Source organism: Streptomyces sp. NPDC027672 (assembly GCF_055566335.1).
Genome location: NZ_JBVHSO010000016.1, coordinates 132781 through 156671, shown reverse-complemented (window position 1 = coordinate 156671; position 23891 = coordinate 132781). Strand labels below are relative to the sequence as shown.

Genomic DNA, 23891 nt, shown 5'->3' with positions numbered 1-23891 from the left:
TTGACCGGATTCCCTTGTGGAGAGCGGGATTTGGCGGACCGGTTGTCCACAGAGATCCACACCTCGCACAGAGTTATCCACAGGCTGTGGGAACGATCTGTGGACTTCGGAAATGATCACCTCGGAAACCGTGACTGCACCGATGAATTCCCGGGTCAAACCCGAGCGACACCCACTTTCGGGTGGAAAACGGTCGCCCCAAAAGATGAACCTCAGGAAACAGATGCACGAAGGGTGACCCGGAGGGTAGTGGTCCGCGCGGGAACCCACAGGCCGATTTGTCGACCCGATCGCCCCGTCCTGTCGACTTGTCCCCAGGTCGAGAAGGGCCCCTGTGGATAACTTCTGTGGATAACGTTCGTGTGCAGGTACGACTGGTCAGAACCGGCCGTCCTGGCAGCGCGCCACCCAGTCCGCCGCCGCCATGAACTCCTCGTCCGACATCCCCGGCGGCGTCGGCCGGGCCTTCTCCAGGGCGATGTCGGCCCGCGGATACGAGCCCAGGAAACGCACCTGGAGGCAGATCCGCCGCAGCCCCATCAGCGCCTCCGCCATCCGCCGGTCGGCGATATGGCCCTCGGCGTCGATGCAGAAGCAGTAGTTGCCGATGCCGGCGCCGGTCGGCCGGGACTGGAGCAGCATGAGGTTGATGCCGCGCGAGGCGAACTCCCCGAGCAGATCGCGCAGGGCGCCGGGGTGGTCGTCCCGCTGCCACAGCACCACCGAGGTCTTGTCCGCCCCGGTGGGCGAGGCCGGCCGGGCCGGGCGGCCCACCAGCACGAACCGGGTCTGCGCGTTCTCCGCGTCGTGGATCCCGGTCTCCAGCGCTTCGAGGCCGTACCGGGCGGCGGCGAACTCGCCCGCGAAGGCGGCGTCGTAGCGGCCCTCCTGGACCAGGCGGGCGGCGTCCGCGTTCGAGGCGGCCGACTCCCACCGGGCGTCCGGCAGATGCGCGCGCAGCCAGTTGCGCACCTGCGGCTGGGCCGCCGGGTGGGCGGAGACCGTCTTGATGTCCGACAGGGTGGTGCCGGGCCGGACCAGCAGCGCGAAGGTGATCGACAGCAGCACCTCGCGGTAGATCGTCAGCGGCTCGCCCGCGACCAGCTCGTCCAGGGTGGTGGTGATGCCGCCCTCGACGGAGTTCTCGATCGGCACGAACGCGGCCTCCGCCTCGCCGGCCCGGACCGCGTCCAGCGCGGACTGCACCGACACATACGGGATCAGCTCCCGGGTGGCGGCCTCCGGAAGCGTGCGCAGGGCGACCTCCGTGAAGGTGCCCTCCGGGCCGAGATAGGCATAGCTCGCTGGCATGCTCCTCACCCTAATGGCCGTAGAGGGCCCCGACGCAGGTGTCTCAGGAATGCCACTCGACCGGGTGGTTTGAGCGCGGTTCATCCTTCCAGCAGCCGCTGGCCGACGTATTCGCCCTTCGCCGCGCCGCCCGGCACCGCGAACAGCCCGCTCGCCTCGTGCCGGATGAACGGCGACAGCGCGTCGCCCCGGTCCAGCTTGCGCTGTACCGGGATGAAGCCGCGCACCGGGTCCGCCTGCCAGCAGACGAAGAGCAGGCCCGCGTCCGGGGTGCCGTCCGCGTCGATGCCGTCGTGGTAGGAGAAGGGCCGCCGCAGCATGGCCGCGCCGCCGTTCCGGTCGGGCCGGGTGATGCGCGCGTGCGCGTTCAGCGGGACGGCGTAACCGCCCCCGGCGTCGGTCTTCTCCAGGTCCATCGGGGTCGTCTCGTCCCCTCCGGACAGCGGCGCCCCGTCGGCCTTGCGGCGCCCGATGACCTGCTCCTGGGCGGTGAGCGACAGCTTCTCCCAGTCGTCCAGGAGCATGCGGATGCGCCGTACGACCGCATAGGAGCCGTTCGCCATCCACGCCGGCTCGCCCGAGGCGGGCACGAAGACGCGCTGGTCGAAGTCGGCGTCGGCCGGCTTCGGATTGCCGGTGCCGTCGAGCTGGCCCATGAGGTTGCGGGCCGTCATGGGGCGGGCGGTGGCGCCCGGGGTGCGGTTGAAGCCGTTCATCTGCCAGCGCACCCGCGCGGCCGAACCGGCGTCCTTCTGGAGCGCGCGCAGCGCGTGGAAGGCGACCAGGGCGTCGTCCGCGCCGATCTGCACCCAGAGGTCACCGTCGCTGCGGGCCTTGTCGAGCCGGTCGGAGGAGAAGTCCGGCAGCGGGTCCAGCGCGGCCGGCCGCTGCTTCTCCAGTCCGGTCCGGGTGAAGAAGCTGTGCCCGAAGCCGAACGTGACGGTCAGCGAGGAGGGGCCCGCGTCCCGGGCCACGCCGGTGTCGTCGTGCGGCGCGGGCTCGCCCGCCATCAGCCGCTCGGCCGTCGCCGACCAACGGCGCAGCAGGGCCGCCGCCTCCTTGCGGCCCGCGCCCGCCGCCAGGTCGAAGGCGATGAGATGGCCGCACGCCTGGAGGCCCTCGGTGATGCCGGGCTGATGTTTCCCGTGAAACATCGCCCGCCCCGAGCCCACCGAAGTCAGCGGGGTGGCCTGGGCGGGTGCGGCGGCATAGCCCGCGGCCCCGCCGGCCGCGCCGAGGACGAGCCCGGTGGCACCGGCGGTGCCGAGCAGCGCGCGCCGCGAGACGCCGCCGCGCGCCGCGGTGGACCCGGGCTGCGCGGCCGGCGCGTCGGGTGTACGGACCTGGGAGAGGGACTGGTCGGGCATGGGTGTGGTTCAGCCGATCTGCGCGTTCTTGGAGACGGTCACCTGGTCGACGTCGGAGGTGCGGACCGTGACGGCGACCTTCCAGTCGCCGGCCACGGGCAGCTGCACCCCGCTCGCCGACCAGTGGCCGGTGGTGATGTGGTCGGGGTTCACGGGAAGCGGGCCGATCTTCTTCGCCTCCAGGGTGAAGGAGACCTTCACCTCGGGGACGTCGAAGGCCTGGCCGTTGGACCGCTGGACGTACAGGTGCATCTCGTTGGCGCCCACCCGCGCGGGGTCCAGGTCGATGCTGACGACGCCCTTGCCGCCGGTGCCGCCGGTGTCGAACGGCATGTCCAGGGTGAGCGCGCCGGACGCCTGCGCCGTGCCGGAGCCGGTCGTGGCCGAGGTGGCCGCCTTGGCCTCCTGTTCGGTGCGGCCCGGCTCGGTCTGGGTGAGCGCGGTGGTGACGGCGAGCAGGACGACGGCGACGCCGGCCTCGGCGAGCACCGAGCGGCGCAGCCCGAAGCGGTGCGCGTCGGCGTCCCGCAGCCGCTTCTGCCGGGCGGCGTCGACGGCCGCGCGCTGCCGGGCGAGCTGAGCGGCACGCCGGGCGTCACCGGTGCCGGTGCCCGTGCCGGAACCCTTGCCGGTACGGGCACCGGCTCCGGCACCAGCACTGGCACCGTGATCGGCACCAGCTCCAGTTCCGGCCGCGTTGCCCTCCCGGTCGTCCTTGCCCTTCCCGGTGCCGCCGCCCTTGCCGCCTGCGCCGCCCGTGCCACCCGTGCCGCCCGTGCCCCCGCTCTCGCCGGTCGCCCGCGCCGCCGGGACCTGTTCCCTGCCCGCCTCGGTCCGCCTGGCCTTCCCCGGGCCCGGGGCCCGGTCCGTGAGCCGGGCCGCCCAGCGCCGGGACAGCGCCGCGATGCCGACCAGCACCGCCACCAGCGCGATCTTGACCAGCAGCAGTTGCCCGTACCGGGTCTCGGTGAACGCCGTCCAGGAGCCGAGCTGCCGCCAGGACTGGTAGACGCCGGTGGCGACGAGCGCGAGGACGGAGCCGAAGGCCAGCCGGGAGAAGCGGCGGACGGCGGCGGCCTCGACCGGGGTCTCGGCGGGCGCCCGGTACAGCGCGGTCAGCAGGGCCGTCAGGCCGCCCAGCCAGGCGGCGACGGCCAGCAGGTGGACGACGTCCACCGGCATGGCGAGGCCCGGCTGGAGTCCGGTGGAGGCGTGCTCGGCCATGGCCCAGCTGGTCGCGAGCCCGGCCGCGACGACCACTCCGCCGACCGCGAGCCCGAAGGTCAGGTCGCGTTTCTCGGTGCCGTCCTCGCGCCGGGTGTAGGTGCCGAACAGGACGGCGACGAACAGCGCGGCGGCGGCGAGCAGCAGCAGCCGGGAGACCAGCGCGGCGCCGGTCTTGGTCTGGAGGACCTGGCCGAGCAGGTCGAGGTCGAAGACGTCGGCGAACCGGCCCGAGCCGGTGTAGGAACCGCGCAGGAGCAGCAGCCACAGGGTGGCCGCGGTCAGCGCGACCCAGCCGCCGACGACCAGCCGCTGGAGGGCCCGCACGCCCGCGCCGCGCTGCCAGCAGGCGAGCACGAAGGCCGCGCCGCCGGCGAGCACGATGAAGCCGGCGTACGACACGTACCGGCCGAACGCGTAGAGGCCGCCCACGACTCCGCCGCCGGCGACCGGCCCGGTGCCGGACACGACGGTCGGCGAGGGCGCCCCGATGGAGAAGGTGTAGGCGCCGGCGACGGGATGGCTGTCGGCGGAGACGACCTGGTAGGTGACGGTGTAGGTGCCCTTGGCCAGGCCGCTCTTCAGCTGCACGGCGTACGTCGTCCCGCCCACGCTGGCGGGGCCGCCGGTCTGGACCGGCTTGCCCCGGGGGTCCAGGACGCGCACGGAGTCGTCGCTCAACGCCACCTTCTCGGAGAAGGTGAGCGACACCCGGGTGGGCGCGCGGTCGGCCACCGCCCCCTGCGCGGGGTCGCTGCCGGTCAGCGCCGCGTGCGCGGAGGCCGGTCCGGCGCCCGCCAGCAGCGCGCCGGTGACGGCGAGCAACAGCAGCAGCAGGACCCGCAGGCGGGGGGCGGTGGTCCGGGTCACGGTGGTCCCTCCCTCAGTGTCCGGTCGACGGGGTGTACGTGGCGGCCTTCACCGGCATCTCGACGGTGAGCGGCCCGGACTTGGCGAAGGTGAGCTTCACGGTGACCGTCTGGCCCTGCTTCGGCGCCCGCTTCAGCTTCTCGAACATCAGATGGTTGCCCCCGCTGCGGAACACGAGCCGGCCGTGCGCCGGTATGCCGAAGGAGGATTCCTCCGCCATGGCGCCGCCGCTGGTGCTGTGCATGGTGACCTGGCCGGCGACATCACTGCTGACCGCGGTCAGCTCGTCGCCGGCCCCGCCCTCGTTGGTGATCGTCAGGAAACCGGCCGCCATGTCCGCGGAGACGGGCTGGGGCATGTAGGGGGAGGCGACGGACAGGTCCGCCCGGTCCGGGGTGCCGGAACCGGAGTCCGAGCAGCCCGCGAGGGCCAGGGCACCGGCGAGCGCGCACGCGGCCAGGCCGGCGGTACGGCGCCTCACGGTGCGGCTCCCTCGACCAGCTTCGGCAGGTCCCGGGTGTACTCGCCGACCGTGGTGTTCTCGCCGTAGAGGACGTAACCGGCGTCGGTCTTCGGCGAGAAGGCGACGACCTGCGTGCCGTGCATGGAGACCAGCTTGCCGTTCTTGTCCTTCCTCGTCGGCTCCACCGCGATGGCGACCGACCGGGCGCCCGCCTGGATCTTGGTGAAGTCACCGGTCAGGCCGATGAACTGCGGGTCGATGCCCTTGAGCCACTTGCCCAGTTCGGCGGGTGTGTCGCGGCCGGGGTCGGTGGTGACGAACACGACCCTGAGGTCGTCCTGTTCCGCCTTCGGCAGCGCCTTCTTGGCGACGGCGAGGTTGCTCATCGTCGTGGGGCAGATGTCCGGGCAGTGGGTGTAACCGAAGTAGAGCAGGGTCGGGTGGCCCGCGGTCTCCTTGCGGAGGTCGTACTTCTTGCCGTGCGTGTCGGTGAGGACCAGGCCGGGCTTGTCGAACGGCTGGTCCAGCACCGTGGCGGCCTTCTTCGCGTCGGAGCCGCCCGAGACCACGGCGATCGGCGAGTCGCCGTCGTCCCCGCCACCGCAGGCGGAGAGGGTCAGGGTGGCGGCGGCGAGCAGCGCGGCCGCGGCGAACGTCTTCTTGCGCATAGGAAAATGTCCCAGATGTGTGAACTCCGGCGCGCACCGGGATCACCCGGCCGCCCTGTCGGACGGCCGGGTGACGCCCGGTGCGCGCCGCGGACCGAGAGGCTCAGGCGGCGGTGCGGCGGCGGCCGGCGAGGACGCCGTAGGCCACGCCGACGACGCCCACGACGATGCCGGCCACGCCGAGCACGCGGGCCGTGGTGTCGCTGCCGCCGTCGGAGTCCCCGGCGGCCGTCTTCTCGGCCGCGCCGGTCTTGTCACCGGTGTCCGCGGCGCTCGCCGCGCCGTGCTCGTCGTCGGCGGCGGCGGACAGCTCCAGGACCGGGGCCGGGTTCTCCGGTTCGTCCTGGCCCTGCTGCGGCACCTCGATCCAGCGCACGACCTCCTTGTCGGAGTAGGTCTGGATCGCCTTGAAGACGAGCTGGTCGGCGTTGTCGGGCAGGGCGCCGAGCGAGAGCGGGAACTTCTGGAAGAAGCCGGGTTCGATGCCCTTGCCGTCGGCGGTCCAGGTGACCTTGGTGACGGCCTCGTCGATCTTCTCGCCGTGCATGGTCAGCGGCTTGTCCAGCTTGGACTTGGTGACGGTGGCCCGCCAGCCGGGCACCGGCTGCGGCATCACCGAGGCGATCGGGTGGTCGGCGGGCAGGGTGACCTCCAGCTTGTCGGTCGAGGCGTCGTCACGCTCGTTGGGGACCTTGAAGTCCACGACGGCGTAGCCGCCCTTGGCCGCGGTGCCCTCGGGCTGCACGGTGACGTGCGCGAACGCGGGGCCCGACAGGGCGAGGACGGCCGAGCCGGCGACGAGGACGGCGGCGGTGATACGGGAAGCCTTCATGGCGCGAACCACTCCACTGGGTGTGAGATCCGTTGCTGATCGGGAGTACGCGCGCGCGGGGCCGTGTCACTCGTGGTGACCCGGAGGAAGATGCGCACGCGCGTGTGCCGCACGACGGCGGCCCTCCCGTCCGGCGGCCGGCTCCGTGTGGCTGGAGCCGGCCCCGGTCGGCCGGAGTGGTCGTCGCGTCGTGTCAGGCGGGGAGGAGGAACGCGGCCGCGGGCGGACCGCGCCGGATCACCGTGTGCTGGAGTACGGCGGTGTGCGGGGCCGGGTGCTCGTCCCGGTCGGGACGACGGCCGCGCGGCCCGGGCCCGGCGTCGGGCAGCAGCCCGGCGCACAGGACGCGTACCAGCGCGAGCGCGGCGCGCAGGGACCGTACGAGCGCCCCCTCCGCGACTCCATGCGCCGACAGCTCGATCAGCCGCAGCACGGCCAGGTCGCCGCGGCGCAGCAGCCAGCCCGCGGCCACGGCCGCGAGCACGTGGCCGAGCAGCATCGGCAGCGAGGGCAGCAGCCCGGCCGAGGCGCCCGCGGCGTCGTGCGCGTGCCCCAGGGCGCCCAGCGAGTCCAGGGTCGCCGTCGGCCGCCCGGCCCGGTCCACGAGCCGGGCGCCGAACAGCAGCCGGAAGGCGTGGCCGGGGGTCAGGGACGCCGGGCTCGATCCGCACACCAGCCGGGCGGCCTGCTCGACCAGCGCGTGGTCGCTCAACGCCGCTTTCGTGGACCCGGTGGCGGCCATCGGCCCCATCGGCGCGCCGCCGGTCATGGCCCCGTGCTGGCCCAGCCCGAACAGCGTGTGCAGCACGGTCTGTCCGAGGGCGAGCAGCACGGCGATGCCGGGCAGCGTGCGGGCCCGCCCGGCGAGCGGGGCCACGAGCAGCAGGGAGCCGAGGAAGCCCGCGCCGAGCGTCCACAGCGGCACGCCCGCGCAGGAGGCCAGGGTGTGCCCGCACGCGGCCAGCGCGACGCAGACCGCGGCGAACACCGCGGCCCGCAGGGTCCGGAGCCCGGCTCCGGAAGGCGCCGTGCGCGCGTGGGGGGCAGTCATGGCGGGCTCATCATCGCACTGCCCGTGCCGGTGCGCTGCGGCAGGTCGCCCGAGCCGTCCCTCCCGGCCCGCACCTGGCCGCCCATACACCGATCAGCGCCCGGGCGCATCGGCCATATGGGCCCGGTCACGCCGACGGAGTGCTTACGGCCGCCTACGGGCGGCAATACGTAACGGTATGTCGAGCCGCGGCCAGGAGGCTGGAGCATGAGCATCTGGTGGTCACTCCATCTGCGCCGCGAGGCCGCGAGCGTACCGCTCGCGCGCCGGCTGCTGATCGGCACGATGGAGACGGCGGGCGTCGACCCGGAGATCTCCTACGACCTCTCGGTCGCCCTGAGCGAGGCCTGCGCGAACGCCGTCGAGCACGGCGGGGGCCCCGCGTCCGGCGCCTCGGAGGCGTACCGGGTGACGGCGTACCTCGACGGCGAGAAGTGCCGGATCGAAGTGTCCGACTCCGGGCCCGGTCCGGTGCCCGTCCCGGACTTCCGGCCCGCCCGCGCGGACGCCGAGCACGGACGCGGCCTGTTCCTGATCCGGGAACTGGCCGACCACGTCCACATCGGGGCGAAGCCCGGCCGGGACGGGACGGTGGTCAGCTTCGACAAGATCCTGAAGTGGACGAGGGACCCCTCCCTGCTCACGGCGTAGAGAGATCCCTTCCTGCTCACGGCGTAGCGGACGGACGGACGGCCGGGCACCTTCCCGGTGCCCGGCCGTCCGTTCGGTGCCTCAGCCCTTCAGGGCGGCCATCCACGCCTCGACCTCGCCGGACCGGCGCGGCAGCCCGGCGGACAGGTTCCGGTTGCCGTCCTCGGTCACCAGGATGTCGTCCTCGATCCGCACGCCGATGCCGCGGTACTCCTCCGGCACGGTCAGGTCGTCGGCCTGGAAGTACAGACCCGGCTCGACGGTGAGGACCATGCCCGGCTCCAGCGTGCCGTCCACGTACGTCTCGGTGCGCGCGGCGGCGCAGTCGTGGACGTCCATGCCGAGCATGTGCCCGGTGCCGTGCAGGGTCCAGCGGCGCTGGAGGCCCAGCTCCAGGACGCGCTCGACCGGGCCCTCGACCAGGCCCCACTCCACGAGCCGCTCGGTCAGCACGCGCTGGGCCGCGTCGTGGAAGTCGCGGTACTTGGCGCCCGGCTGGACGGCCGCGATGCCGGCCTCCTGGGCGTCGTACACCGCGTCGTAGATCTTCTTCTGGATCTCGCTGTACGTGCCGTTGACCGGCAGCGTGCGGGTGACGTCGGCGGTGTACAGCGTGTGCGTCTCCACGCCGGCGTCCAGCAGGAGCAGGTCGCCGGAGCGGACCGGGCCGTCGTTGCGCACCCAGTGCAGGGTGCAGGCGTGCGGGCCGGCCGCGCAGATGGAGCCGTAGCCGACGTCGTTGCCCTCCACGCGGGCCCGGAGGAAGAACGTGCCCTCGATGTAGCGCTCGGAGGTCGCCTCGGCCTTGTCGAGGACCTTCACGACGTCCTCGAAGCCGCGCACGGTGGAGTCGACGGCCTTCTGCAGCTCGCCGATCTCGAACTCGTCCTTGACCAGCCGCATCTCGGAGAGGAAGACGCGCAGTTCCTCGTCGCGCTCGGCGGTGACCTTGTCCGTCAGGGCCGCCTCGATGCCGGCGTCGTAGCCGCGCACCACGCGGACCGGGCCGGTGGCCTCGCGCAGGCTCGCGGCCAGCTTGCGCACGTCGGCGGCCGGGATGCCGTACAGCGCCTCGGACTCGCCGAGGGAGTGGCGGCGGCCGACCCACAGCTCGCCCTGGCCGGAGAGCCAGAACTCGCCGTTCTCCCGGTCCGAGCGCGGCAGCAGGTGGATCGTCGCCTCGTGGCCGTCGCCCTTCGGCTCCAGGACCAGGACGCCGTCCTCGGTCTGGTTGCCGGTGAGGTACGCGTACTCCACGGAGGCGCGGAAGGGGTACTCGGTGTCGTTCGAGCGGGTCTTCAGGTTGCCCGCCGGGATCACCAGACGCTCGCCCGGGAAGCGGGCGGAGAGCGCGGCGCGGCGGCGCGCGGTGTGCGCGGCCTGCTCGACGGGCTCCAGGTCACGCAGCTCGGTGTCGGCCCAGCCGGACTTCATGTTCTCGGCCAGCTCGTCGGACAGGCCCGGGTACAGGCCGTTCTTCCGCTGCTTGACGGTCTCCTCGGCCTCGGTCTCCGGGCCCTCCGCGGTAGCGGAGTCGGGCACAGCCGGGTTGAGCTCGTCGGACACGTGATCCTCCTCGATACGCCAGTGATCTCCCCCGGGGCCCGCGCGCTCCCGCTTGTGGCCGGGCGGGGACCACCATCATCGTACGGTCGTACCGAGAGCGGGCGGGGGCGGATGACCTGTTATGCCCGGTCATACCGGCCGGCCGCGCCGCCGCGCTCAGTCGAAACGGGCTGCCAGCAGGACCACGTCCTCCGTGCCGCCGGCGGCGTCCGCGCGGTCCGGGCCGTCCGGCAGGACCGTGCGCAGCACATGGTCGGCGACGGCGCCCGGATCGTGCCGCAGCGCGCGCGGGACGCTCGCGGCGGCGGCGTGCAGCCGGGCGAAGGCCCGGTCCGCCGGGTCGCCGGTACGGTGCAGCAGCCCGTCGGTGTAGAGCAGGACCGTCTCCCCGGCCTCCGCCTGGACCTCCGCGCTCGGCGCCTCCCAGCAGGCGAGCATGCCCAGCGGCGCGGAGACGGTGGTCTCGGCGAACTCGGTGCGCCGCTCGCCGGTCAGCAGCGGCGGGCTGTGCCCGGCACCGGCCAGGGTGATCTTGCGCAGGGCGGGCTCGCAGTAGGCGAACAGGGCGGTGGCCGAGCGGGCGGGCTCGGTCAGCCGCAGCAGCAGCTCCAGGTCGGACAGGACGGCGACCGGGTCCTCGCCCTCCATCACGGCGTACGCGCGCAGCGAGGCGCGCAGCCGGCCCATGGCGGCCACCGCGCTCGGCCCGCGGCCGGTGACCGAGCCGACGGACAGGCCGAGCGCGGCGTCCGGCAGCGGCAGCGCGTCGTACCAGTCGCCGCCGCCGCACGGCCCGGTGTGGTGCCGGGCGGCGAGCTGGACGCCGGGCACCCGGGGCAGCCGGGCGGGCAGCAGTCCGTCGGTGATGGCCGCCACCCGGGCGCGGGTGCGCTCCACCTCCAGCAGCCGGGCCAGGTGCTCGGTGGCGTGCCGGGCGTACAGGCCGGCGAGGTGGCGGCGGCGCTCGTGCGGCTCGGCCGGCTGGTCGTAGAGCCAGACCGCCGCGCCGAGCCGGCCGGCGGACTCGGTCGCGAGGGGCAGGGCGTAGCTGGCGGAGTAACCGAGGCGGGCGGCCACCTCGCGGTGGCGTGGGTCCAGGCCGTCCTCGGCGAACAGGTCCGGGTGCAGGATCTCGGCGCCGCCGCGGGTGTCGTACGGCAGGGCGCCGCGCGGCACGGTCTCCAGGTGCCCGAGGTCGGCGCGGCCGAGGCCGAGGCCGAGGGTGGTGCGGGGGCCGAGGCCGTCGGCGGGTTCCAGGACGGCCAGGCCGCGGCGGGCGCCGACCAGGGCGGCTCCGGCGCGCAGCAGTTCGTGCAGGGCGGCGTCGAGCGTGCTGGTGCGGGAGAGGCGTTCGGTGAGTTCGTGCAGGGTCGTCAGGTCGGAGACCCAGCCGGCCAGCCGGTCCTGGAGCAGCGCGCCCGGAGCGGGGGCGTGGGGGGCCGGAACGGCGGCGGCGCCCGGGACGGACGGGGCCCCGGAGACGGCGGAGGCGGATGCGACAGTGTGTGCGGGGGTGGGAACTGTGGGATCGATTCCGGCCACTTTCGGAGGGTGCGGGGCGTTCATGGCGTCCGGCTTCCAGACCGGTGCGTATTGCTGAAAAGCATCGCAAACCCCCATGTCATTCTGCGCCGCTAGCAGTGTCTCCACATGTACACGCACTCGTGAGGGGATGTCCAGCATTGTCCTGCGGGGATTCCTGGTGTCCATGGGACACGCGACGTTTTTGTCCGAACCCCTTGCCTTACCGCCAAGTTGGCTAAAAACTGCCTTAGGTATCGGTCGATTGCGGTCGACTGGCCCTGTTCCACGGAGCGTCACAACGGTCGTGATGGGTACGTACTCGGAGAAGGCCAGGGGTGGTTGGGGGCCACCCGGAACCTGGCGGCGGACCCGGGCGTCATAGCCACCGACGGCCGAGCCCCATCCTCCCGTGGCGGAGGCGGAGAGAAACACGCGCGACGGCAAAACGCCAGACTTCGCCACCCCCGCACCGCGACCGTGCTTTTGATAGACGGACCAACGGACTATCGGACGCGGAAGCGGCCACGCTCGACCCTTTGGGGTTCCCCCTGCCGTACGCGGGGGTGTGATGCGCCATCAGATACGCACAGTGAAGTGATCGACACATGGTGTGATGTAGCCCACGGTGTTGCCAGCGGTGCAACGGAAAGGAACGAGCGCTCATGCGCGAGATCCTCGGAAGGCGACGCAGGCTCCTGTCCAGGCGGAACGGCGGGAAGCCCGAGCTGATCGGCGCGGCCCTGACCTTCGCGGCGCAGTGGCAGTGGCCGGTTCTCCCGGGTGTGGGGCCGGCTCCGCGGGGGCGGGCCCGCTGCGCCTGCCCCGACCCCGAGTGCACGGTGCCCGGTGCGCATCCCTTCGACCCCGGGCTGCTCGCGGCCACCACCGACGCGCGCATGGTGCGCTGGTGGTGGACCAACCGGCCGAGCGCCCCCATCATCCTGGCGACCGGAGGCGGCGCGCCCTGCGCGGTCAGCCTGCCGGCCCTCGCCGCCGCCCGGGCCCTGGCCCTGCTCGACCGGCGGGGCATGCGGCTGGGCCCGGTGATCGCCACGCCCAGCCGCTGGGCGCTGCTGGTGAAGCCGTACTCCATGGAGCAGCTCGGCGAACTGCTCTACGCCAAGGACTTCGTCCCCGGCTCGCTGCGCTTCCACGGCTCGGGCGGCTATGTCGCCCTGCCGCCGTCCGAGACGGGCGAGGGCGCCGTGCGCTGGGAGCGGGCCCCGCTGCCCGGCTCGGCCGCGCCCTGGGTGCCCGATGTGGAGGCCGTGGTGGACGCCGTGGTCGACGCCCTCACTCGTACGGGTGTGAGCGCGCCCGAGTTGTAAGGGTGTCGGGCGCGGCCGGGGCGGTCGCGGGCCGTCGGCTCGTTATCGTCCGGACATGCTGCGTCATTCCGGCGGCCACAGAGCCTCCGCCCCGCCCGCCGGCGGCCGGCCGCAACGGCTGCGTCTGCTCGCTCTTGGCGCCGTCGTGGCGGCCGTGGCCGCGCTGCCGCTGGCCGTGGCGTCCGCGGGCCAGGTGGGCGACGCCGGCCGGACCGCCGTACCGGCCGCTCCCCTCGGCGACGCCAAGACCGGCCGGGGCGGCGGGGCTGATGAGCCCGGCGGGACCGGTTCGGCGGGCAGGAGTGGCGAGTCCGGCGGGACGGGTTCGGCCGGCAGGAGTGATGAGGCTGGCGGGACTGGTGCTGCCGGGACCCGTGGGGCCGGTGGGGCTGGTGCGGCCGGTGCGGACTCCGCTCGTCGCGCGCCGTTCCTGCTCGGTGTCGGGCTCGCCACCGCCGCCCGCTGCGGTCCCGAACTCACCTCGCCGGACGGCATCGAGGCCCAGACCTGTGTGCTGAGGCAGGGCGAGGACACCTGGGCGCGCACCTACTACCGCAACGCCACCGGCGGGTCGCTGGACTCGGTGCTGAGCCTGATGGGTCCGGGCGGCCGGACCGTGCAGACGCGCTGCGTCACCGGGACCGACGACGCGCCCGCCACCTGTGAGACCCCGCGCGAGCGCAACCGGGGCGGGCCGGACGCCTACACGGCCGTGACCGAGTTCGCCGCGCACGGCGCGAGCGGAGCGCTGCTGCTCCGCTCGGGCAGCAACTCCTGAGCCGTACCGGGGAGTTGACTCTTCGCGACGCGCCGTAGAGCACGGGCGGCGGGATGTCCCGCGGCCGCGGCGGGGCGCGTGCGGACATGGAAAGACCCGGTTGCTGGCGACGGGGGATGCACCAGCAACCGGGCTACTGGAACGGTAACAAGAGATCGGCGGTTCGCAAATTCCGACTTGGCGATTCGGACACCGATTTCCCTGTCAAAACGCCGAGTTGTGACAGGAGTCACCTGCCGCGCGGTCCGGCGCCACGGCTGACCGACCGGTCAGCCGTGGCACCCGTGCCGGAGCGCGTCAGCTGAGCGTGACCTGCCGGTTGGTCAGCCCGCCGCGCGCCCGGCGCTCCTCCGGCGTGAGCGGTTCGCGGACGGCGAGGGCGGCGGCGAGGCGCTCGGCGAATTCGGCGGCCGGCTTCTCCACGTCCTCGGCCGAGACCCCGCTCGGCAGGTCCCAGACCGGCACGGTGAGGCCGTGAGCACGGAAGGAACCCACCAGCCGGGTGCCTTCGCCGAGGCGGGACCGGCCCGCCGCGTGCAGTCGCGCGAGAGCGTCCAGAAGCTGCTCCTCCGGATGCGGCATGACCCAGCGCAGGTGGTTCTTCTCCGGGGTCTCGCACCAGTAGGCGGCGTCCACGCCGGCCAGCCGCACGGTCGGGATGGCGGCGGCGTTGGCCCGCTCCAGGGAGGCGGCCACCTCCGGGGTGGCGTTCTCCGCGTCCGGCACCCAGAACTCGAAGCCGCTGTGCACGACCGGCTCGAAAGCGCTCTCCGGGTCCAGCAGGTCCTGGAGGCGCGGGCCTTCGGCGGGGGCGCGGCGGCCCTGCACCGGAGTGCCCGGCTCCGCCTCCAGCGCGCGCAGCAGCGTGTCGGCGAGGTCGCGGCTGATGTCACCGGACGCCGTGTCGTTCTGCAGGCCGATCAGCACCGAGCCGTCGTCCCGGCGCAGCGCGGGCCAGGCCATCGGCAGCACCGTGGCCAGCGTGACCGACGGGACGCCCTCGGGCAGGCCGTCCTTCAGGGTCAGTACGGCGGTGGCGGCCGGGACCAGCTCGCGCAGCGCGACCCAGTCGCGCTCGCCGGGCAGTCCTTCGAACGGGCGCTGCACCAGCTCGGTCGCGGCGTGCGCGGCGGCCCGGCCGTGGCAGGCCTTGTAGCGCCGGCCGCTGCCGCAGGGGCAGGGTTCGCGGGCGCCGACAACCGGGATCTCCCCGTCGGTCAGCGGCGGCTTGGCCTTCGTCTGGGGTCGCTTCTTGGCCATGGTGGGTGTCTCCCGGTTACGGCTCTTCTCGTACGGCGGGAGCCTAGCCGTTCGGGCCGTGACCGACGGGAACCTGTGGACGACGTGCGGCGGTCGGGGCCGGCGGTGCCGGAACGGCGCGGTGGCGGGCCCGTGGCCGGCTGGATGAACGTGCAGCCTTGGCCGGCGCCCGCGCGCGACGCCGGCCGATTGGCTCCGCGGGCCGGCGCCCGCGCGCGACACCGACCGGACGAACCCGTGTTCGTGCCCGTATCCGTATCCGCCGACCCTGCCCGGTCAGTCCAGGTCCTCGAACGCCTCCGCGAAGTCCAGGCCGGACAGGTCCGGCAGCGCCACCTCCGCCAGGGCCGGCAGCGCGAGGTCCGGGAGCGGGGTGTCCGGTGTCCTGGGCCGGGTGACGCGCGTAGCGAACGCGTCGCGGCGGCAGCCGGCATCGGGATCGTGCACGTCTCCGTGCACCACCACCCAGACCGTCACCTCGCCCCGCGCCTCGTCGCGGACGCCCCAGTCGTCGGCGAGCGCCGTGATGATGTTCAGCCCCCGGCCGCCGTGCGCGGTCACCGAGGGGGTGGCCGGCGCCGGGCGGGTCGGGCCGCCGCCGTCCGTGACCTCCACGATGAGCCGCCCGCCGGTGTCGACCCGCCACGCGGCGCGCACGTCGCCGTCCCCGGCCGGTGCGCCCCCGAGCGGCCGCCCGTGTTTGCAGGCATTGCTCAACAGTTCCGAAAGGATCAGTACGGCATCGTCGATGACCGATTCCGCCACGCCCCCGCCGCGCAGCTGCGCCCGCATCCGGCGCCTCGCCTCGCCCACGCCCGCAGGGCCATGGGGTACGGCCATGCTCGACGACGTGGGCACTTCCTGTGCCACCACCAACGCCACCCCCGAGACCTCCTTCGCCCCACGCCAGGGTGTGGATGCCCTGTTGGCCTGTACCGGAAACCGGCCCATCGTCTTCCGGTGACGCATTCGTCCCGTCCGGACACGCGGTGAACGCGCCGGTGCACTCCCTGTGACGGTCCGGGCGGGGCAGGCCGCCGCTCAGCGGCCGAGCCGGCGCAGCACCGCGCGCGGGCGGTTGGTGATGATGGCGTCGACGCCCAGGTCCACGCAGAGGTCGACGTCCTCGGGCTCGTTCACCGTCCACACGTGGACCTGGTGCCCGGCCCGCTTCAAACGCTCGATGTAGGCGGGGTGGTTGCGCACGATGCGCATCGAGGGGCCCGCGATGCGCACGCCCGCGGGCAGCCGGCCGTCGCGCAGCCGGGGGGACACGAACTGCATCAGGTAGACCGTCGGCAGCACCGGCGCCGCAGCCCGCACGCGGTGCAGCGAACGGGCCGAGAAGCTCATGATCCGCACCGGTGACTCGGCGGCCGTGGCGGGCGCGTCCAGGCCGAACCGGTTCAGCAGGGCCAGCAGCCGCTCCTCGACCTGGCCCGCCCAGCGCGTCGGGTGCTTGGTCTCGATGGCCAGCTCCACCCGCCGCCCGGCGTCCGCGACCAGCTCCAGCAGCCGCTCCAGGGTGAGGACGGAGGTCTCCTCGCGGTCCTCCGGCCGGTGCTCCCAGTCGGGCTCCTCGTCCCGCCCGTGCCAGGCCTCGCCGGTCTTCCAGGAGCCGAAGTCGAGGGCGGCCAGGTCGGCGAGTTCCAGCGCCGAGACCGCGCCCCGGCCGTTGGAGGTACGGTTCACCCGCCGGTCGTGGACGCAGACGAGATGGCCGTCCGCGGTCAGCCGTACGTCGCATTCCAGGGCGTCGGCGCCGTCCTCGATCGCCTTGCGGTACGCGGCGAGGGTGTGCTCGGGGGCGTCTTCGGAGGCGCCCCGGTGGGCGACGACCTGGAGGGAGCGCTGTGGTGCGTGGGTCACCGGGTCATGGTGCCACCGCCGCCGGGTAGGCGGGGGCGGGGATGCCCGCGCCGGGCGGACAGGCGGATACCCCCTGATCGCTTATATAACTAACGCGATGAAGGTCGTAATAGATCCTATATAAAGAAGACCGCCGGACCCACAGGCACCGCTTATGGTGCTCTGACGGGCCGTGGGAAAAGCTGGCTGCGACAACAGTGCGACCGACGACAACAGGCGTGGACCGAGGAGAAGAGCTGTGAGCACCGAGAACGAGGGCAACGCGGTACCCCCGGCGCCGTCCGTACCTCCCGTGCCGGTGGCCTCTCCCGCCGCTTCCCCGCAGAGCCCCGCGGCCGAGGCGAGCGCACCGGCGGCACCGGTGCCGCCGGCGCCCCAGGAGAGCCCCGCGGCCCCGCCCGCCGCCCCCGCGTCCGACCAGGGCCCGGCGTACGGGCAGGGTCCGTCCGGCCCGGCGCCCGACGGCTCCTGGCCGCCTCCGCCGCCGGTCACCCCGGCCTACGGCGACGGCGGCGCGGCCTACGGCAACGGCGGCGGCCCGGCGTACGGCGACGGCGGCCACGGCGGCCCGGGAACCGGCTGGGGAGCCGCGTACCACCAGCCCGCGCCCAAGCCCCGCGGACGCGGCGGCCTGGTGGCGGCGGTCCTGGTGGCCGCGCTGGTCGCGGGCGGCCTGGGCGGCGGCCTCGGCTACACACTGGCCAAGGACCGCGACGACCACGTCTCCACCACCGTCTCCGCCTCCGACGGCGCTGCGCAGATCAAGCGCGCGCCGGGGACGATCGCCAACGTGGCCACCAAGGCGCTGCCCAGCACGGTGACGATCCAGGCCGAGGGCAGCAACGGCGAGGGCGGCACGGGCACCGGGTTCGTCTTCGACACCCAGGGCCACATCGTCACCAACAACCACGTGGTCGCGGAGGCGGTGGACGGCGGCAAGCTCACGGCCACCTTCCCGGACGGCAAGAAGTACGACGCGGAGGTCGTCGGCCACGCGCAGGGCTACGACGTGGCGGTCATCAAGCTGAAGAACGCCCCGTCCGACCTCAAGCCGCTCGCCCTCGGCGACTCGGACAAGGTGGCCGTCGGCGACGAGACCATCGCGATCGGCGCGCCGTTCGGCCTGTCCAACACGGTGACGACGGGCATCATCAGCGCCAAGGACCGTCCGGTGGCCTCCAGCGACGGCAGCTCCAGCAGCAAGGCGTCGTACATGAGCGCCCTGCAGACCGACGCGTCCATCAACCCGGGCAACTCCGGCGGCCCGCTGCTGAACGCCTCCGGCGCGGTCATCGGCATCAACTCGGCGATCCAGTCCACGGGCAGCGGCGGCTTCGGCTCGGGCCAGTCCGGCTCGATCGGCCTGGGCTTCGCCATCCCGATCAACCAGGCGAAGTACGTCGCCCAGCAGCTGATCAAGACCGGCAAGCCGGTGTACGCGCGCATCGGCGCCTCCGTCTCCCTGGAGGACTCCAGCGACGGCGCGAAGATCACCGACCAGGGCACGGACGGCGCCGCCCCGGTCGAGTCGGGCGGCCCGGCGGACAAGGCCGGCCTCAAGCCCGGCGACGTCATCACCAAGCTGGACGACCACGTGATCGACAGCGGCCCCACCCTGATCGGCGAGATCTGGACCCACAAGCCGGGCGACAAGGTGGCGATCACCTACAAGCGCAGCGGTCAGGAACACACGGTGGACCTGACCCTGGGCGCCCGCGAGGGCGACAGCTGACCCGGCCCGCCCCCGGCCCGGCGCCGGGCCGGTAATCTGTACCCGCGCCGTCGATCTCCGGCGACGCGGGGAGGCGTGCCCGAGCGGCCGAAGGGAACGGTCTTGAAAACCGTCGTGGCAGCGATGTCACCGTGGGTTCAAATCCCACCGCCTCCGCGCAGGTCATAGATGTGCAGGTAGAAGGGGTGTCTCTCCCAAGAGGCACCCCTTCTGCGTGGGCGCCTGTCTCACCTTGTTCCGGCTCTGTCACGTCCGTTGATCAGTGCGTGTGGACCAGACGTGGACCAGATGGTGCGCTCTCGAGTTCCGGTGCGGAGTTCTAAGAACCGGCCCCCCCGCACCTGTGACGGAGCCATCCCCGCTTGTGCGGGGAGCAGTGCGGCGGCAAGACTGCGCTCGGTGGGTTCGGCATCGGTGCCTCAAACCGCTACAGGCTGGCGCGGTGCGCTGTCACACACGCCGTGTGCTTGGTCAGAGGTGCGCTGCAGAGCAGCAGAACGCAGGCTCGCTTCCTGCTGCTGCCCTGTGCCAGAGGCTCGTGACTACGCGGCCGTGATCGAGGCTCGCCTTGGCCACCGAAAGATTCCTGATCGAGTACTGAGTCGCCGTCGTACTTGGCAGCCGCTCCTTCGGTTCACTCTGCGCACAAGGCACATAACCGAACCAGGCGCCTATATCGCCTACAGCAATAGACCGGGTGACCGAACGGAAGAGGAGCTGCTGAAAGCAGACGCAGCCCTCGGTGCCCTACTCAAGATGCTCCAGGGAGCTACTGCCGCAGGGGCTGACCAAACGTGAGGGTCGTCGCCTTGCTTCGATGGCGATGCGCGGGTGGCGAGTGACGGGCATCAGGGAAACCGCACGCCCTTTCGGGGAGCGAGGGCGGCACGGGGTGGGCCTACTGCGGCAGCAGCTCGATTTCAATGGCGAGCGCGCCGAGCGCTTCCTTCTCCGCCGGATAGATCTCGCGGATATTGGCGAGCTGCTGCTCACGAGAGGAGGCCGGGTTGACGTTCGCCGGCCCCTCCCCGTCGAGGAGTTGCTCGAATGTCTTGTACTCGGTGACCCGCTTCACCAGGACGTGACAGGTCTCGTCCGTGCCCTTGATGCGAAAACGGATGGCGTCTCCGGCGGCCAGGTCTTTGAGGTGGGGATACTTCACCCTCACCTCGATCGTCTTCTGACCAGCGGTGACAAGGTTGAAGTACCGGCGGTAGAGGTTCAGTTCGTGGACGCGCGTGGCGGCAGCTTCCGTCATCGGGCGGGAACGCTCCTAGCGGTTGCGGTGGACATGAGCCGGCCGAGTTCACCGGCCGAGTACGAGCGGAAGAAGTGGCGGGGGTCGGCGAGTAACACGTCCGCCAGGCCGAGCAAGCGGTCGACGTACTCATCCAACGAGCCTGGCCACTCCCGGGTGTCGAGCATCCACGGGGCCGCACCGTCCGGCAAGGGCGCGCGCCCCTCGCGGATCAGGGACTTGGACAGCTTCGCACCCGTGTCCGTGACGACCTGTGGGCAGAACAGCCGGGCGGGCAACTGCCCGCGGGTGAGGCCGACCGCCTGTAGGGCACCGTCGACGAGGATGCATCCGGGCATCCAGTCGCTGCCTTTGACCATGACGTGCAGCGTGCCGGCTGCCCCGCCGATCATCAGTTCCTTGACCAGATTCCGGTAGAGCGTGGCAAGGTCCAGGCAGCCGCCGCCCGCCGGTTCGATGAGTACCTCGTACTCGCCATGGTGAAGGCACACGGCCGAGACCGTTGCCCGCTCGGAGCCGTCGTCACGTACGTGGGTCCGCTCGGCGTACTTCTCCGCCCACCCGCAACCGGGACGCGGGCAGGGAACGCGGACATGCGGCACGCCGGACGACGGGGACAGATACCAGCGGGCAGCGTCCATGCGGGGCAGCGCCCGCAGCCAGGTGCGCCGGAAGTGCTGGGCCGCTTGCTGCTGGGTGTACGTCTCAACCGAGAACGGCACGTTCAGCCGCTCAGAGAGCGCGGTGAACAGCGGTCGGTAGAGCTTGTCGATCTGTTCGGTGATGCCGGCCGCGCCGAAGGCGTGAGCGTAGGCGCGCTGGTAGCGGTGACCGCTCTCCTTGTCGATGACGATGGCGTGCGGAGCGTTGTCGAGGGCACCGAACTGCACAACGGCCGGGACGCCGAGCCGGCCCCGGATGCGGGCCGCCGTGGCGAAGGTGAGCGACTGGACCAGAGACGTTCCGATGTGTGGGGCGCCGTTGATCTGCGTTCCCACGACGAACACGATCCGCTCGGGCTCCGCGTTGACGATGTGTGGCCTGAGCAGGTCTTCCGCACTCGTGAGCGCGTTGGCGAGCACAGTGTTCGGCGATACGGGATAGGTGGTCACCGCGTCTTCCCCTCGGTAGATGGGCAGGACTGCACCGCGCACAGACGGGGCGTGCTTTGGCGATCGCGTGGTGGACCCGCCTCCGCGCCGGAGGCAACCAGGAAGGACGCGGGGGCGGGGATCGTCGGGAGGTGGTGCCGCCCCCTGGTCTCTGGTGGCGACCAGACCCCACCAGGAGCGGAGTGAGCAGGGGGCAGGAAAGGGGATCAGGAAAACGGGCGCCCGTCGCGGGCAGCCAGTGCTACTGGCTGAGACCGAGAGACATACCGGTCACCAGGCCGCGTGCTCCACTGATCATGATGACGAACAGGACTCCCGCATACCGGCCGAGGGCACACGGCCCCCGACTACGCCCATGACGACGCCGATCCGGTCACGGGCCTGATCCTTTGCCAATTCACCGATGCCTGGTCTGGTCTGCTGGTTGCTCGCCATGCGGACGAGCATCCTTCGACTCATCGGGACGTCGGAACCTCCGACAAGCCCCACTTCGGGACGTCCCGCGTCGGATAGAACGTCCCTAGTGCCGTCCCGGGGTGTTGGGAGAGATTGGGATGCCGAACGAGAGATTACGTGCTGCCATGGCGGCCGGCGGCTGGACGTACGCCGCCCTTGCGGACGAGGTAGAAGTCGATCCCAAGTCCGTAGAGAGGTGGGTGAATCTGGGGCGTACGCCGCGTCGGGCCACGGCCGTGCTGACAGCGGAAGTACTAGGAGAAGACGTGCACGCTCTATGGCCCGCGCTTCGGCAGACACGCCCTGCCCGCGTCGTCAGTCCCGACCTTGTGGCTCTGTACGACCAGCGGGCGGACATCCCCGTGTCCACCTTTGTGGACATGCTGACCCGGGCCCGCGAGCACATCGACGTGTTGGTGTATGCCGCCGTCTTTCTGCACGAGGCCTACCCGAGGCTCAACGAGCTTTTGACGGAGCGAGCGACCGAGGGTTGTGCGGTCCGTATCGCACTCGGTGACGCGGATAGCTCACATGTTCGCGAGCGTGGCGAGGAAGAGAAGTTCGGCCACGGAATTCAGTCCCGTTGCCGTCTCGCACTTATGCACTATCGCCCCCTTGCCGAGGTGCCAGGCATCGAGGTGCGCACCCATGCCACCACGCTCTACAACTCGATTTACCGGGCCGATGATCAGGCACTGGTCAACGCTCATGTCTGGGGCGTGAACGCCTATGGTGCCCCTGTTTGGCACCTGCGCCGAAGTGGGTCAGGCGGCATGTTCGATACCTACGCTGACAGCTTCGCTGCGGTATGGGCGACCGCGACGCCAGTCCGGGAAGGGTGATCATGGCGCGGACCGAGTACTACGACGATCCTGCCGCCCCCGAGCCCAACAGCTTGGTCGTGGCGGCGTCCGCGGTGGTTGTGGACGGTGAGGGGCGCATCCTCCTCCAGCGCCGGCGGGACAGCGGTCTGTGGGCTCTGCCCGGCGGCGGCATGGAGATGACCGACTCGCTGCCGGGAGCCGCCGTCCGCGAGGTGAAGGAGGAGACGGGCCTGGACGTGGAGATCACCGGGCTCGTCGGGACCTATACCGACCCGCGCCACGTCATCGCCTACACGGACGGTGAGGTGCGCCGACAGTTCAACGTCTGTTTCACGGCCCGGGTCATCGGCGGCCGGCTCGCGATCTCGGACGAGTCCACGGAGCTTCGGTTCGTCCAGCCAGAGGACATCGATCAGCTGCCGATGCACCACACGCAGCGGCTCCGGATCGGTCATTTCCTGGAGCACCGCGAACGGCCCTATCTCGGCTGACCTGGAGCACCGCGCCGGTGCTGGTCCGCCGAGCGTGACAGGCGCGAGCGCGCACGGGGCTGTCACTCGATGGCCGGGTCCTCCTGGGACTGGTGTACGGCTGTGCGTACCGCCCGTTCGACCTCGTGCGGGTCGGTGCCCGTCGCCTCGGCGCGGGCGGTGATCGCCTCGTGCACCGCGTCCGAGGCCGCGCAGAAGCGGCGCCGCTGCTCGTCGTACGCGGCGCCGGTGAGGCCGGCGAGGCGGGCGCGTTCCTGTTCGGCGATGTGTTCCAGTCTGATCAGTTCGTCGGGTATGTCCTTCACGCTTCGGATCGTAGGAGGCTTCGCGCCGCCGCGCGCGCGGGACCGTCAGGGCGTGGGGCCGGGAGGCGGGGTGTGGCCCGTCATCCGGGCCGCCGAGGCGATCGTCGCGCGGGCCTCGCTCTCCGGCAGGCCGGTGTGCCGGGCGGCCTCGGTCAGCGGGTCGGCCAGGGCGGGTCCGATGCCGTTCTCGTAGGCGCGGCAGGCCGCCCAGAACAGGCGGGTGTTGCGCTGGCCCTCGTGCGCGGCCAGGACGAACCGGATCAGGCCGCGGCCGTGGTCGCCGGTCGCGGGCGGCGCCGGCCGGTGGGGCCGGGGCGGCGGCAGGAGCAGGTGCAGCAGGGACGGCGGGCAGGGCGCCGGGGGCAGCTCGGCGGTGCCGGGTACGGCGGTGTAGACGCCGTGGTCGGTGCGGGAGCCGGGGCCCACCAGATAGCCGCCGGCGCCCCGGATGTCGATGCCGGGGGCGAGCCGGCCGGCCGAGTTGGGGACGACGGTGCCGGGCGGGCCGGTCAGCCACAGATGGCGGCCTCCGCTGGGCGTGCGGACGACGACCGTCTCCGGAATCGTGAACAGATGGCGCAGGGCCAGCTCGCGCAGGGCGGCCGGGGCGTCGGTGCCGGACTTGGTGTCCAGGTCGACGCCGATCAGGTGGTACGGCGGCAGCCCGCAGGCGATGCCGTAGCCGGTGGCCCAGGGCGCGGCGGCGAACAGGGCGCGGACGCGGTCCGGGTCGGCGGAGGCGTCGTGGACACCATGGCCGAAGCGGCCGCATGCGCCGTGGCAGGGCGGCCCGGCCGGTGCCGCCGCGGTCTGGTGGGGCGAGCGCAGGGCCGGCAGCTTCGTCCGGGACAGCGGAAGGACGGCCAGGCCGCGTTCGGCGGCGGACAGGGCGTGGGCGAGGGCCAGCGTCGTGGCCTGCCGGTCGGTGGTGGCCATGAGTTCATGGTCGTA

22 protein-coding genes and 1 tRNA gene are annotated in these 23891 nt (G+C 72.4%); 7 read left to right on the top strand and 16 right to left on the bottom strand.

What is annotated here, in order from left to right:
- Positions 1-378: 378 nt before the first annotated feature.
- From pheA to ACZ4SV_RS31395, 7 genes are all read right to left on the bottom strand, one after another.
- Positions 379-1311: a prephenate dehydratase gene (gene pheA / locus ACZ4SV_RS31425; protein ID WP_468008336.1), complete on the bottom strand. Its 933-nt coding sequence runs from the start codon at positions 1309-1311 to the stop codon at positions 379-381.
- Between the two features lie 80 nt (positions 1312-1391).
- The gene (efeB, locus tag ACZ4SV_RS31420) at positions 1392-2678 is read right to left on the bottom strand and encodes an iron uptake transporter deferrochelatase/peroxidase subunit (RefSeq protein WP_468008333.1); all 1287 of its coding nucleotides are present in this window, start codon (positions 2676-2678) and stop codon (positions 1392-1394) included.
- Positions 2679-2687: 9 nt separating this feature from the next.
- The gene (locus tag ACZ4SV_RS31415; RefSeq protein ID WP_468008331.1) at positions 2688-4772 is read right to left on the bottom strand and encodes a copper resistance CopC/CopD family protein; all 2085 of its coding nucleotides are present in this window, start codon (positions 4770-4772) and stop codon (positions 2688-2690) included.
- Positions 4773-4785: 13 nt separating this feature from the next.
- Entirely contained in the window at positions 4786-5253 is a 468-nt protein-coding gene (locus tag ACZ4SV_RS31410) for a copper chaperone PCu(A)C (RefSeq protein WP_468008329.1), read from the bottom strand.
- On the bottom strand, positions 5250-5903 hold the full coding sequence (locus ACZ4SV_RS31405; RefSeq protein WP_468008325.1) for an SCO family protein: 654 nt from the start codon (positions 5901-5903) through the stop codon (positions 5250-5252). Before ACZ4SV_RS31405 ends, ACZ4SV_RS31410 begins: the two co-directional genes overlap by 4 nt.
- Positions 5904-6006: 103 nt before the next feature.
- Entirely contained in the window at positions 6007-6735 is a 729-nt protein-coding gene (locus ACZ4SV_RS31400) for a YcnI family copper-binding membrane protein (RefSeq protein WP_397945872.1), read from the bottom strand.
- Positions 6736-6928: 193 nt separating this feature from the next.
- The gene (locus ACZ4SV_RS31395; RefSeq protein WP_468008322.1) at positions 6929-7786 is read right to left on the bottom strand and encodes a hypothetical protein; all 858 of its coding nucleotides are present in this window, start codon (positions 7784-7786) and stop codon (positions 6929-6931) included.
- A 207-nt stretch (positions 7787-7993) separates the two neighbouring features.
- On the opposite strand from ACZ4SV_RS31395, the gene ACZ4SV_RS31390 reads away from it, so the two are divergent.
- The gene (locus ACZ4SV_RS31390; protein WP_365873264.1) at positions 7994-8437 is read left to right on the top strand and encodes an ATP-binding protein; all 444 of its coding nucleotides are present in this window, start codon (positions 7994-7996) and stop codon (positions 8435-8437) included.
- An 81-nt stretch (positions 8438-8518) separates the two neighbouring features.
- Here the strand turns inward: ACZ4SV_RS31390 and ACZ4SV_RS31385 are convergent, their stop codons facing one another.
- Positions 8519-10003 carry an aminopeptidase P family protein gene (locus ACZ4SV_RS31385; RefSeq protein ID WP_468008320.1) on the bottom strand — a complete coding sequence of 495 codons (1485 nt, stop codon included), beginning with the start codon at positions 10001-10003 and terminating at the stop codon, positions 8519-8521.
- A gap of 156 nt (positions 10004-10159) precedes the next feature.
- On the bottom strand, positions 10160-11686 hold the full coding sequence (locus ACZ4SV_RS31380) for a PP2C family protein-serine/threonine phosphatase (protein ID WP_468008318.1): 1527 nt from the start codon (positions 11684-11686) through the stop codon (positions 10160-10162).
- Between the two features lie 503 nt (positions 11687-12189).
- On the opposite strand from ACZ4SV_RS31380, the gene ACZ4SV_RS31375 reads away from it, so the two are divergent.
- Both ACZ4SV_RS31375 and ACZ4SV_RS31370 read left to right on the top strand, forming a co-directional pair.
- The gene (locus ACZ4SV_RS31375; protein WP_365873260.1) at positions 12190-12855 is read left to right on the top strand and encodes a bifunctional DNA primase/polymerase; all 666 of its coding nucleotides are present in this window, start codon (positions 12190-12192) and stop codon (positions 12853-12855) included.
- A 55-nt stretch (positions 12856-12910) separates the two neighbouring features.
- The gene (locus ACZ4SV_RS31370) at positions 12911-13633 is read left to right on the top strand and encodes a hypothetical protein (RefSeq protein ID WP_468008315.1); all 723 of its coding nucleotides are present in this window, start codon (positions 12911-12913) and stop codon (positions 13631-13633) included.
- A 297-nt stretch (positions 13634-13930) separates the two neighbouring features.
- Here the strand turns inward: ACZ4SV_RS31370 and ACZ4SV_RS31365 are convergent, their stop codons facing one another.
- The 3 genes from ACZ4SV_RS31365 to ACZ4SV_RS31355 form a co-directional block, all read right to left on the bottom strand.
- The gene (locus tag ACZ4SV_RS31365) at positions 13931-14893 is read right to left on the bottom strand and encodes a DUF5926 family protein (RefSeq protein WP_365873256.1); all 963 of its coding nucleotides are present in this window, start codon (positions 14891-14893) and stop codon (positions 13931-13933) included.
- A gap of 276 nt (positions 14894-15169) precedes the next feature.
- Positions 15170-15862 (bottom strand): ATP-binding protein, encoded by a 693-nt coding sequence (locus tag ACZ4SV_RS31360; protein WP_397945871.1) that lies wholly within the window; start codon positions 15860-15862, stop codon positions 15170-15172.
- A gap of 72 nt (positions 15863-15934) precedes the next feature.
- A complete protein-coding gene (locus ACZ4SV_RS31355; protein ID WP_468008310.1) occupies positions 15935-16762 on the bottom strand; it encodes a glycerophosphodiester phosphodiesterase in 828 nt (275 codons plus the stop codon).
- A gap of 238 nt (positions 16763-17000) precedes the next feature.
- Between ACZ4SV_RS31355 and ACZ4SV_RS31350 the strand changes: the two genes are divergently transcribed.
- Positions 17001-18494, top strand: coding sequence for a S1C family serine protease (locus ACZ4SV_RS31350; protein WP_468008307.1), 1494 nt, complete (start codon positions 17001-17003; stop codon positions 18492-18494).
- Positions 18495-18563: 69 nt separating this feature from the next.
- Positions 18564-18650: transfer RNA gene (locus ACZ4SV_RS31345), tRNA-Ser, on the top strand.
- Positions 18651-19392: 742 nt separating this feature from the next.
- Here the strand turns inward: ACZ4SV_RS31345 and ACZ4SV_RS31340 are convergent.
- Both ACZ4SV_RS31340 and ACZ4SV_RS31335 read right to left on the bottom strand, forming a co-directional pair.
- Entirely contained in the window at positions 19393-19752 is a 360-nt protein-coding gene (locus ACZ4SV_RS31340; protein ID WP_365873248.1) for an ASCH domain-containing protein, read from the bottom strand.
- Complete coding sequence (locus ACZ4SV_RS31335; protein WP_468008304.1) at positions 19749-20864, bottom strand: hypothetical protein; 1116 nt, start codon at positions 20862-20864, stop codon at positions 19749-19751. Before ACZ4SV_RS31335 ends, ACZ4SV_RS31340 begins: the two co-directional genes overlap by 4 nt.
- A 554-nt stretch (positions 20865-21418) precedes the next feature.
- Here ACZ4SV_RS31335 and ACZ4SV_RS31330 point away from each other — a divergent pair.
- A complete protein-coding gene (locus tag ACZ4SV_RS31330) occupies positions 21419-22162 on the top strand; it encodes an XRE family transcriptional regulator (protein WP_365873244.1) in 744 nt (247 codons plus the stop codon).
- Positions 22163-22164: 2 nt separating this feature from the next.
- Positions 22165-22635, top strand: coding sequence for an NUDIX domain-containing protein (locus ACZ4SV_RS31325; protein WP_365873242.1), 471 nt, complete (start codon positions 22165-22167; stop codon positions 22633-22635).
- A gap of 62 nt (positions 22636-22697) precedes the next feature.
- Here ACZ4SV_RS31325 and ACZ4SV_RS31320 read toward each other — a convergent pair whose 3' ends face one another.
- Positions 22698-22940 carry a hypothetical protein gene (locus ACZ4SV_RS31320; RefSeq protein ID WP_468008298.1) on the bottom strand — a complete coding sequence of 81 codons (243 nt, stop codon included), beginning with the start codon at positions 22938-22940 and terminating at the stop codon, positions 22698-22700.
- Between the two features lie 45 nt (positions 22941-22985).
- Positions 22986-23876, bottom strand: a complete 891-nt coding sequence (locus tag ACZ4SV_RS31315) for a bifunctional DNA primase/polymerase (protein WP_468008295.1) — start codon at positions 23874-23876, stop codon at positions 22986-22988.
- Between the last annotated feature and the right edge of the window lie 15 nt (positions 23877-23891).